The following is a 9,245-nucleotide window of genomic DNA, read 5'->3' as shown; positions in this document are numbered from 1 at the left end:
GCTGCATCTGAAACACCGCGTCGCCTGCATCGCGGGCAAGCCCGGCTCCCACAAGGATCGCGCTGGCCTTACAAGAACAAGTATTCAGGAGAATCATCATGGGCGAAGTGGTCCTGGCAGCGAAGATCTGCCACGTACCGTCGATGTACCTGTCGGAGTTGCCCGGCAAGCATCACGGCTGTCGCGAAGCGGCGATTGCCGGGCACAAGGAGATCGGTCGGCGTGCCCGCGAACTGGGCGCCGACACGGCGGTGGTGTTCGACGTGCACTGGCTGGTCAACAGCGGTTACCACGTCAACTGTGGCGAGCGATTCCAGGGCACCTACACGAGCAACGAGCTGCCGCACTTCATCAAGAACATGGAGTACGCGTACCCCGGCTGCCCCGGGCTGGGCGAACTGATCGCCGCCGAGGCCAACGAAGCCGGCGTGCGCAGCATGGCCCACAACATCCCGAGCCTGGAGCTGGAGTACGGCACGCTGGTGCCCATGCGCTATATGCACATGGGTGTGCCGGAGGACGAGAAATTCAAGGTCATCTCCATCGCCGCCTGGTGCGCCTGGCATCGCCTGGAAGACAGCTTTGCGTTTGGCGCCGCCGTGCGCCGGGCCATCGAGAAGAGCGACCGCAAGGTGCTGGTGCTGGCGTCGGGTTCGTTGTCCCACCGTTTCTCGGACGACCGCCAGGCCGAAGCCAATATCCACAACTGGACCCGCGAGTTCGACAAACAAGTGGACCTGCACGTGGTGGAGCTGTGGAAGCAGGGCCGCTTCAAGGAGTTCTGCGCGATGCTGCCGGACTACGCCGAACATTGCTTCGGCGAAGGCAAGATGCACGACACTGCCATGCTCCTGGGGCTGCTCGGCGGGCCGGACTATGCCAAGCCGGCGGAGATCATCACGCCGCCGTTCGGTAGTTCGGGCACCGGTCAGGTCAACGCGATTTTCCCACTGTAGAAACGGGAGAAACCCATGCCGCACTTTATCGCCGAGTACACCGACAACCTCGAAGCACAGGCCGACCTGCCCGGCCTGTTCGAGAGGATCCACCGCGTATTGGGGGACAGTGGCGTGTTCCCCCTGGGCGGCATCCGCAGCCGGGCGGTACGCCTCGACACCTGGCGCATGGCCGATGGCAAACACGATTATGCCTTCGTGCACATGACCCTCAAGATCGGCCATGGCCGTGACCTGGCCACGCGCCAGGCGGTGGCCGAAGCGGTGTTCGCGGTGATCACCGCACACTTTGCCGAGTTGCAGGCGCAACGCCTGCTGGCGCTGTCGTTCGAGATGGTCGAACTGCACCCGCAATTGAATTTCAAGCAGAACAACGTGCATGACTTCCTGAGTCAACACACCTCCCTGTAGGAGCTGGCTTGCCAGCTCCTGCAGGGGCTTATATCCACGGCCACTCAGACAAAAAGTACAAGACTATGAGCACAGCCCATTCCACGGCCAGCCGCACGCTGGTCGAGCACGACCGCACCCATCGTTTGGTGACCTGGCGCCTGATGCCACTGTTGTTGGTGTGCTACCTGTTCGCCCATCTGGACCGCATCAACATCGGTTTTGCCAAGGTGCAGATGAGCAGCGACCTGCACTTCAGCGACACGGTGTACGGCTTCGGCGCCGGACTGTTTTTCATCGCCTACGCCTTGTTCGGGGTACCCAGCAACCTGGCGCTGGACCGCGTCGGGCCACGGCGCTGGATCGCCAGCCTGATGGTGGTGTGGGGGCTGTTGTCCACCGGCATGCTGTGGGTGGAAAGCGCCCGGGGCTTCTACGTGCTGCGCTTTTTGCTGGGGGTGGCCGAGGCCGGTTTTTTTCCGGGGATCCTGGTGTACCTCAACCGCTGGTATCCGGCGCGACGGCGGGCCCAGGTCACGGCGCTGTTCGCCATCGCCGTGCCCATGGCCGGCGTGCTGGGCGGGCCGTTGTCCGGGGCGATCCTCGAACATTTCCATGCCGTTGGCGGCCTGCGCGGCTGGCAGTGGATGTTCCTGATCGAAGGGCTGCCGGTGGTGTTGCTGGGCCTGGTGGTGCTCAAAGGCTTGCCGGACAGTTTCGAGTCGGTGCACTGGCTGACCACCGAGCAAAAGCAGCAGCTCGGCGACCAGTTACGCAGCGAAGAACAACGCAAGACCATCACCTCGTTCGGCGGCATCCTGCGTGACCCGCACGTGTGGTTGCTGGTGGCGGTGTATTTCGCCGTGATGCTGGCGGTGAACACCCTGGCGTTCTGGATGCCGACACTGATCCACGGCGCCGGCATCGGTCGCGACAGCCAGGTCGGCCTGCTCAGCGCCGTACCCTATCTGGCCGGCTGTTTTTTCATGCTCGGCTGCGGGCGTTCGTCCGACCGTCACCGCGAACGCCGCTGGCACCTGTGCGTGCCATTGCTGATGGCCGCCGTCGGCATCGCCGTGGCCGGCTTGGCGCCGGACAACCCGCTGCCGGTGATGGGCGGCCTGGTGGTTGCCGGCATGGGCGCCAGCGCAGCCCTGCCGATGTTCTGGCAACTGCCGCCGGCGTTCCTCTCCCACACCACCCAGGCCGCCGGCATCGCCATGATCAGTTCGTTCGGCAGCGTCGCCGCGTTCCTCGCGCCCTACCTGATCGGCTGGATGCGCGACGCCACCCAGAGCGCCAGCCTGGCGCTGTACGTACTCGCCCTGTTTATCGCCCTCGGTGGCCTGCTGGTGCTGCGCACCCACGCCACCATCGTCAACCCGCACTAAGGACCGTCGCCATGCTCGACTCCCAGCAAATCCTCGCAGCCGCTGCCAGCCTCGACCGCGCCGAACGCAACCGCGAACAGGTACGCCAGTTTTCCCTCGACTACCCGGGCATCACCATCGAGGACGCCTATGCGATCCAGCGTGCCTGGGTTGCGCAGAAGATCCAGGATGGCCGCACGTTGAAGGGCCACAAGATCGGCCTCACCTCGCGGGCCATGCAGGTATCGTCGAACATCACCGAACCGGATTACGGCGCGTTGCTCGATGACATGTTTTTCGACGAAGGCAGTGACATTCCCTTCGAACGCTTCATCGTGCCGCGGGTGGAAGTGGAGCTGGCGTTCATTCTCGGCAAACCACTCAAGGGGCCGAACTGCACAGTGTTCGATGTACTCGACGCCACCGAGTGGGTGATCCCGGCGCTGGAAATCATCGACGCGCGCATCCAGCAGATCGATCCGCAGACAAACGCGACCCGCAAGGTGTTCGACACCATCTCCGACAACGCCGCCAACGCTGGCGTAGTGCTCGGTGGCCGTGCCGTGCGCCCTGCGGATATCGACCTGCGCAAAGTGCCGGCGGTGCTGTATCGCAACGGCGTGATCGAGGAGTCCGGCGTCTCGGCTGCGGTGCTCAATCACCCGGCCAAGGGCGTGGCCTGGCTGGCCAACAAACTGGCGCCCTATGACGTGACCCTGCTGCCGGGCCAGATCATCCTCGGCGGCTCGTTCACCCGCCCGGTCGCCGCCAGCCCGGGCGACACCTTCCATGTCGACTACGACCTGCTGGGGTCGATCGCCTGCCGCTTCGTCTGACCCTGGAGAACTGTCATGGACATGCCCGTCAACCGCTTCAAACAACGCCTGTGCAACGGCGACGTACAGATCGGCCTGTGGCTCGGCCTGGCCGATGCGTACTGCGCGGAGCTGGCCGCCAACGCCGGCTTCGACTGGCTGCTGATCGACGGCGAACACGCGCCCAATCACCTGCAAGGGATGCTCGGCCAGTTGCAGGCGGTGGCGCCCTACCCCAGCCAGGCGCTGATCCGTCCGGTGATCGGCGACAGTGCGCTGATCAAGCAACTGCTGGACATCGGCGCCCAGACCCTGCTGGTGCCCATGGTCGAAAGCGCCGCCCAGGCCCGCGAGCTGGTGCGCGCCCTGCGCTACCCGCCCCGAGGGATCCGGGGTGTGGGCAGTGCATTGGCGCGGGCTTCGCGCTGGAACAGCATCCCCGGTTACCTCGATTTGGCGGATGAACAGATGTGCCTGCTGGTGCAGATCGAAAACCTTGAAGGCCTGGCGAACCTGGATGAGATTGCCGCCGTCGAGGGTGTGGACGGCGTGTTCATCGGCCCGGCGGACTTGAGTGCGTCGATGGGCCACCGTGGCAACCCCGGGCACCCTGAGGTGCAGGCGGCGATTGAAGACGCGATACAACGCATCGTGCAGTCGGGCAAGGCAGCAGGGATTCTCAGTGCCGATGAAAGCCTCGCGCGGCGCTCTATCGAGTTGGGTGCGACCTTTGTCGCGGTAGGCGTGGACACCACGGTGTTGATGCGCGGGTTGCAGGCGCTGGCCGGGAAGTTCAAAGGCATTCCCGAGGCCACCCAAACAGGCGGTGTGTACTGAGGTCCCCTGTGGGAGCGGGCTTGCTCGCGAAGGCAGTGGATCCGCCAGCGCATTCGGTGACTGATACACCGCATTCGCGAGCAAGCCCGCTCCCACATTTTGATCCTCAGTGCCCGGGAAATTGACTCAGCGCTTGAGGTTGATGTGCTTCAAGTCATCCAGCAGGCCCAGCAGGGTCTGCAATTTCTGTTCGCCCAACTGGTCCTGCAGGCGCTGGTAGTTGGCTTCCATGCACTGGCTCATGGACTCGAAACTCGCCTTGCCCTTGTCGGCCAGGGTCACCAGCACGCGGCGCTGGTCTTGTTCCGCCTTGCGTCGGTGCACCATGCCGGCGGTTTCCATGCGTACCAGCACGCCGGTCATGCTCGGTTTGAGGATGCAGGCCAGGTCGGCCAGTTGGTAAATCTCCAGCTCACCGTGTTGCTCAAGGATGCGGATGATGCGCCATTGCTGTTCGGTCAAGCCGTGTTCGTTCAGGGACGGGCGGAAAAAACTCATCGCGGCCTCACGCGCTTGCAGCAAGGCCAGGGTCAGGGACTGTCGAGGTTTGGGCATAGGGATCAGGGTCACGGGGTATTTAGTTAATAATTTAACGAAATTCTAGCATTCCCTGCCGCCGAGCGCGCTATAACTTGTTTGTCCCACCGCCCATGGCGCGCTGAATCAAAAGCCCGGGCAGGCAGGATCAAGACTTCCCTCCCGTCAGGGCCCCTAATGGAGGCATCCGCTTTAGAGCCTTCCTTCACCTTTTCAGGCTGCGCCATGATCAACATCGAAACCCCCACGTATTACACCGCCACCAAGAAATACAACCTCAGCTTCCCCACCCTGGAACAGGACATCGACGCCGACGTCGTGGTCATCGGCGGCGGTTTCTCCGGTATCAACACGGCCTTGGAACTGGCGGAAAAAGGCATCACCAACATCGTCGTGCTCGAAGCGCGCTACCTGGGCTTCGGCGGCACCGGGCGCAACGGCGGGCAGATCATGGCCGGCATCGGCCATGACCTGGAGAAGATCAAGAAGGACGTGGGTGAAGACGGCCTGCGCCAGGTGTTCGAGATCAGCGACCTGGGCGCCGACATCATCAAGAACCGCATCGCCAAGTACAACATCGACGCAGACTTCTGCCACGGCTACGGCTACATGGGCTTCAACGCCCGCCAGGAAAAAACCCTGCGCGCCTGGGAAAAAGATTTCAAGTCGATCAACAGTCAGCACGAGATCCGCTTTCTCGGCGGCTCCGACGTGCAGCAGATCATCGGGTCCAAGGCCTACAGCAGCGCCTTGCTGCACATGGGCGGCGGGCACGTGCACTCGCTCAACCTGTTGCTGGGCGAAGCCACCGCACTGGCCGGCCATGGCGTGCGGATCTTCGAGAACAGCCCGGCACTGGACGTCAGCTACGGCGAACGCATCACCGTGCGCACCGGTCGCGGTTCGGTACGCGCCAGCAAGTTGCTGTGGGCCTGCGACAGTTTCCTCAACAAGCTGGAGCCGGAACTGCACCGCTCGACCATCAACACCTACGCGTTCCAGATGATGACCGAGCCGCTGTCCGAAGAGCTGATCCAGCGCATCAGCCCGATCCGCGGGGCCTACAGCGATATCCGCCCAGTGATCGACTACTACCGCGTCACCAACGAGAACCGCCTGCTGTTCGGCGCCGCCACACCGTTGGTGGAGCATATCCCCGGCGACCTCAAGGCGTGGAACCGCAACCTCATGTTGAAGATTTTCCCCTACCTCAAGGACGTGAAAATCGACCTGGCCTGGGGCGGCCCGATGGCATGCAGCCCCAACCTGTTCCCGCAGATCGGCACGCTGCCGGGGCGCAGCAATGCGTTCTTCGTACAGGGTTATTCCGGCTTTGGCGTCACCCCCAGCCACATCATCTGCAAGGTCCTGGCCGAAGGCATGAGCGAAGGCTCGCCCCGTTATGACCTGATCAGTTCCATCCGTCGCCCGACCATCGTCGGCAAAGACACGGTCCGCCCGCTGATCCTGACGGCGGGCAAATCCTGGCACCAGCTTTCCGGTTTCTGGAACGGTCGCCGCTAACCCTCATGACTCAACTGGAGCAACTGCCATGACCCTTACCGCCCTCAAACACAACATCCAGCTGTCGGAACTCGACGCCTGGGGCACCGTGGCCGACCTCGGCTCCGAGATACTCGAAGGCGACGTGCGTGCCTTCGGCAAGATGACCTTCGGCGCCCCCACCGATGCCGTCAGCAGTGCCTACTTCGGCACCACCCAAGGCAAGTTCCGCATGGTCTACCCGTTCACCGAACAAGCCACCGTGGTCACCGGCGAAGTGGCGCTCACCGACGAGTCCACCGGCCAGACCACGCGCTACAAGGCCGGCGACAGCTGGTTCGTGACCAAAGGCACGCCGGTACTGTGGGACGTGGTCAGCGAGAGCTTCGTCAAACACTACTTCGCCGTCGTTTAAGGGAGGCATTGCCATGTCGAACCCTTCAGACTGGATCACCGTCGGCGCACTGGCCGATGGTTTCGCGCCGCAGGCGTTTATCCTGCCGAACCTGGCCGACCTGGCCGGCCAGACGTTCACCCTGCACTTCGCCAATGGCTGGCGGATCGAACACCGTTTCGAGCAGGACACCCTCGCCTGGCACGCCGCCGACGGGCATTCCAGCGGTCGCGCACCCTACCGCGCCACCTCGATTCGCCCGGGACTGTACCTGGTGGATTTCATCAAGCAGGAGGCCGGGCAGAGCTGGTCGATCAGCCTGGTGCTGGACACCGCAGCGGCCTCGTTCACTGCCGTGATCGGCGGCCTGCCCACGCCGCAGGACACCCGGGAAGGCCTCTACCACCGTGCCCTGGCCGGCAAGCCGCTGACCTCGGTGCAGGCGGAGTTTCTGCACGGCAGCCTCGACCGCCCCTGGCAGGCCGGCCACTGCCTGCATGCGCCCACCGACGAACTGGTGGGCCTGCGCAACCAGTACCGCTACAGCCCCAGCGAAGTCTACGAGCACATCTACCTCAATGAACGCTTCTACGCCTGGCAATGCCTGAAGGGCGTGGAGCAAGGCCTGTGCGACACCGACCGCTGCCATTACTACAAGATCGCCGAACAGCTGTACCTGTTCGTGTGGCAAGAGAAGATCGTGCCGACCCTGGGCCTGGTGCTGATCGACCTGCAACAGCACCGCAGCGACGGCAAGATCTTCGGCTATGCCGGGGCCTCGTTCGATGCGTTGTCGAACTTCCCGATCAGTTCCTATTGCCAGGTGCTCAACCGCACGGAGTATCCCCGTGACTGAGCCGCGCACGGTGGTCATCACCGGCGCCGGCACCGGGATCGGCGCCGCCTGCGCCCGCCTGTACGCCGAGGCAGGCGCACGCTTGGCGTTGGTGGGCCGGCGCCGTGAGCCGCTGGAAGCGGTGGCGCGGGACACCGGCGGCCTGGTGCTGGTGGGCGATGCGGCTTGCCCGGACACCTGGGAGGACTTCATCCGGCAGATCCGCGCGCAGTACGGGCGCCTCGATGTGCTGCTGGCGTGCGCCGGCGGCCATGGCCTGGGCACGGCAACCGAGACCAGCCCTTTCACCTGGGAAAGCGCGTTGCGCAGCAACCTCGACAGCGCGTTCTACAGTGCCCGTGCATGCCTGCCGCTGTTGCAGGAAAGCGCCGGGAACATCGTGCTGATCGGCTCCATCGCCTCCCTGTCAGCCGGCCCCGAAGTGTGCGGCTACACCACGGCCAAGCACGCACTGCTGGGGCTCAATCGCTCGCTGGCGCGGGACTACGGCCCCCACGGCGTGCGGGTAAACGCGGTGTGCCCCGGCTGGGTACGGACGCCCATGGCCGATGCCGAGATGCAGCCGCTGATGGACGCCTATGGCGATACCTTGCAGCAGGCGTACGCCCGGGTCTGTGCCGACGTGCCGTTGCGCCGCGCGGCCAGTGCCGAGGAAATCGCTCGGGTCTGTCGCTTTCTGGCGTCCAGTGATGCGTCGATCATCACCGGCGCGACGCTGGTGGCCGACGGTGGGTCGAGCATTGTCGATGTGCCGACGCTGGCCTTCGCTCATCTGGAGAGTGCCCATGGCCAATGACCTGGATTTCAGCGACCGCGTGGTGCTGGTCACCGGCGGTGCGCAGGGCATCGGGCGCGGGATCGTCGAGGCATTTGCCCGGCGCGGCGCCCGGGTGGTGATCGCCGACCGCCAGTTGGAACAGGCGCGGGAGGTGGCCACCACGCTGTGCTCACAGGGTCATCGCGTGGAAGCGGCGGGCGTCGACCTGGCAGACGCGCAGGCGGTGTCTGACTGCGTTCACGGGCTGCCGCAGTTGGATATCCTGGTGCACAACGCCGGGTACTTTCCGCTGACGGCCTTCGCCGACATCACTCCGGCGATCCTGCAACGCACCCTGGATGTGAACCTGTCGGCGCTGTTCTGGCTGACCCAGGCGGCCTTGCCGGTGTTTCGCGCGCAAGGCCGGGGTTGCGTGCTGGTGACGTCATCGGTGACCGGCAACCGCGTCGGCTATCCGGGGCTCACTCACTACGCGGCGTCCAAGGCCGGGGTCAACGGGTTTATCCGCAATGCGGCGCTGGAACTGGCGCCGCTGAATGTGCGGGTCAACGGCGTGGAACCGGGCATGATCGCCACGCCCGCCATGGGCAACCTGGGTGACGCTGCACTCAATGACAGCATCGCCAGCCGCGTGCCCCTGGGGCGTCTGGGCGCCGCGGCGGATATCGCCGGGGCGATGTTGTTCCTCGCTTCCGACCTCGCTGGCTACATCACCGGGCAGACCCTGGTGGTGGATGGTGGCGCGACCCTTCCCGAAGTCTGAACCCTGATTTACATGTGGGAGCGGGCTTGCTCGCGAATGCGGTGGT

General features: G+C 64.3%; 11 protein-coding genes. 10 read left to right on the top strand and 1 reads right to left on the bottom strand.

Annotated features, from left to right (window positions below):
- Positions 1-98 precede the first annotated feature (98 nt).
- The 5 genes from hpaD to hpaI all read left to right on the top strand — a co-directional run bounded on the left by hpaD (position 99) and on the right by hpaI (position 4,368).
- Positions 99-956, top strand: a complete 858-nt coding sequence (hpaD, locus tag ACW9IB_RS28670; RefSeq protein ID WP_457416666.1) for a 3,4-dihydroxyphenylacetate 2,3-dioxygenase — start codon at positions 99-101, stop codon at positions 954-956.
- A 15-nt stretch (positions 957-971) separates the two neighbouring features.
- Positions 972-1,367, top strand: a complete 396-nt coding sequence (locus ACW9IB_RS28665) for a 5-carboxymethyl-2-hydroxymuconate isomerase (protein ID WP_457416664.1) — start codon at positions 972-974, stop codon at positions 1,365-1,367.
- Between the two features lie 65 nt (positions 1,368-1,432).
- Positions 1,433-2,737, top strand: a complete 1,305-nt coding sequence (locus ACW9IB_RS28660) for an MFS transporter (protein ID WP_457416662.1) — start codon at positions 1,433-1,435, stop codon at positions 2,735-2,737.
- Positions 2,738-2,748: 11 nt separating this feature from the next.
- A complete protein-coding gene (gene hpaH / locus ACW9IB_RS28655) occupies positions 2,749-3,552 on the top strand; it encodes a 2-oxo-hept-4-ene-1,7-dioate hydratase (protein ID WP_457368311.1) in 804 nt (267 codons plus the stop codon).
- A 15-nt stretch (positions 3,553-3,567) separates the two neighbouring features.
- The gene (gene hpaI, locus ACW9IB_RS28650; RefSeq protein ID WP_457416660.1) at positions 3,568-4,368 is read left to right on the top strand and encodes a 4-hydroxy-2-oxoheptanedioate aldolase; all 801 of its coding nucleotides are present in this window, start codon (positions 3,568-3,570) and stop codon (positions 4,366-4,368) included.
- Between the two features lie 126 nt (positions 4,369-4,494).
- Here hpaI and hpaR read toward each other — a convergent pair whose 3' ends face one another.
- On the bottom strand, positions 4,495-4,923 hold the full coding sequence (hpaR, locus tag ACW9IB_RS28645; RefSeq protein WP_457416668.1) for a homoprotocatechuate degradation operon regulator HpaR: 429 nt from the start codon (positions 4,921-4,923) through the stop codon (positions 4,495-4,497).
- A 207-nt stretch (positions 4,924-5,130) separates the two neighbouring features.
- On the opposite strand from hpaR, the gene ACW9IB_RS28640 reads away from it, so the two are divergent.
- Genes ACW9IB_RS28640 through ACW9IB_RS28620 form a run of 5 tightly spaced genes read left to right on the top strand, consistent with a single transcriptional unit; the run spans position 5,131 to position 9,199 of the window.
- The gene (locus ACW9IB_RS28640) at positions 5,131-6,429 is read left to right on the top strand and encodes an NAD(P)/FAD-dependent oxidoreductase (protein WP_457416658.1); all 1,299 of its coding nucleotides are present in this window, start codon (positions 5,131-5,133) and stop codon (positions 6,427-6,429) included.
- 28 nt (positions 6,430-6,457) lie between these two features.
- A complete protein-coding gene (locus tag ACW9IB_RS28635) occupies positions 6,458-6,823 on the top strand; it encodes a cupin domain-containing protein (protein ID WP_457367335.1) in 366 nt (121 codons plus the stop codon).
- 13 nt (positions 6,824-6,836) lie between these two features.
- Positions 6,837-7,658, top strand: a complete 822-nt coding sequence (locus tag ACW9IB_RS28630; RefSeq protein WP_457416656.1) for a molybdenum cofactor biosynthesis F family protein — start codon at positions 6,837-6,839, stop codon at positions 7,656-7,658.
- Entirely contained in the window at positions 7,651-8,454 is an 804-nt protein-coding gene (locus ACW9IB_RS28625) for an SDR family NAD(P)-dependent oxidoreductase (RefSeq protein WP_457416654.1), read from the top strand. The genes ACW9IB_RS28630 and ACW9IB_RS28625 overlap by 8 nt, the downstream gene beginning before the upstream one ends.
- Positions 8,444-9,199, top strand: coding sequence for an SDR family oxidoreductase (locus ACW9IB_RS28620; protein WP_457416652.1), 756 nt, complete (start codon positions 8,444-8,446; stop codon positions 9,197-9,199). The genes ACW9IB_RS28625 and ACW9IB_RS28620 overlap by 11 nt, the downstream gene beginning before the upstream one ends.
- The last annotated feature ends 46 nt before the right edge of the window (positions 9,200-9,245 follow it).

This window comes from Pseudomonas sp. SDO524_S393 (genome assembly GCF_054071875.1).
This window is presented reverse-complemented; position numbering and strand designations above follow the sequence as displayed.

Bases quoted from the DNA above. Each gene is read 5' to 3' on its own strand.
- hpaD (WP_457416666.1), top strand. From the start codon at position 99: ATGGGCGAAGTGGTCCTGGCAGCGAAGATCTGCCACGTACCGTCGATG.
- ACW9IB_RS28665 (WP_457416664.1), top strand. From the start codon at position 972: ATGCCGCACTTTATCGCCGAGTACACCGACAACCTCGAAGCACAGGCC.
- ACW9IB_RS28660 (WP_457416662.1), top strand. From the start codon at position 1,433: ATGAGCACAGCCCATTCCACGGCCAGCCGCACGCTGGTCGAGCACGAC.
- hpaH (WP_457368311.1), top strand. From the start codon at position 2,749: ATGCTCGACTCCCAGCAAATCCTCGCAGCCGCTGCCAGCCTCGACCGC.
- hpaI (WP_457416660.1), top strand. From the start codon at position 3,568: ATGGACATGCCCGTCAACCGCTTCAAACAACGCCTGTGCAACGGCGAC.
- hpaR (WP_457416668.1), bottom strand. From the start codon at position 4,923: ATGCCCAAACCTCGACAGTCCCTGACCCTGGCCTTGCTGCAAGCGCGT.
- ACW9IB_RS28640 (WP_457416658.1), top strand. From the start codon at position 5,131: ATGATCAACATCGAAACCCCCACGTATTACACCGCCACCAAGAAATAC.
- ACW9IB_RS28635 (WP_457367335.1), top strand. From the start codon at position 6,458: ATGACCCTTACCGCCCTCAAACACAACATCCAGCTGTCGGAACTCGAC.
- ACW9IB_RS28630 (WP_457416656.1), top strand. From the start codon at position 6,837: ATGTCGAACCCTTCAGACTGGATCACCGTCGGCGCACTGGCCGATGGT.
- ACW9IB_RS28620 (WP_457416652.1), top strand. From the start codon at position 8,444: ATGGCCAATGACCTGGATTTCAGCGACCGCGTGGTGCTGGTCACCGGC.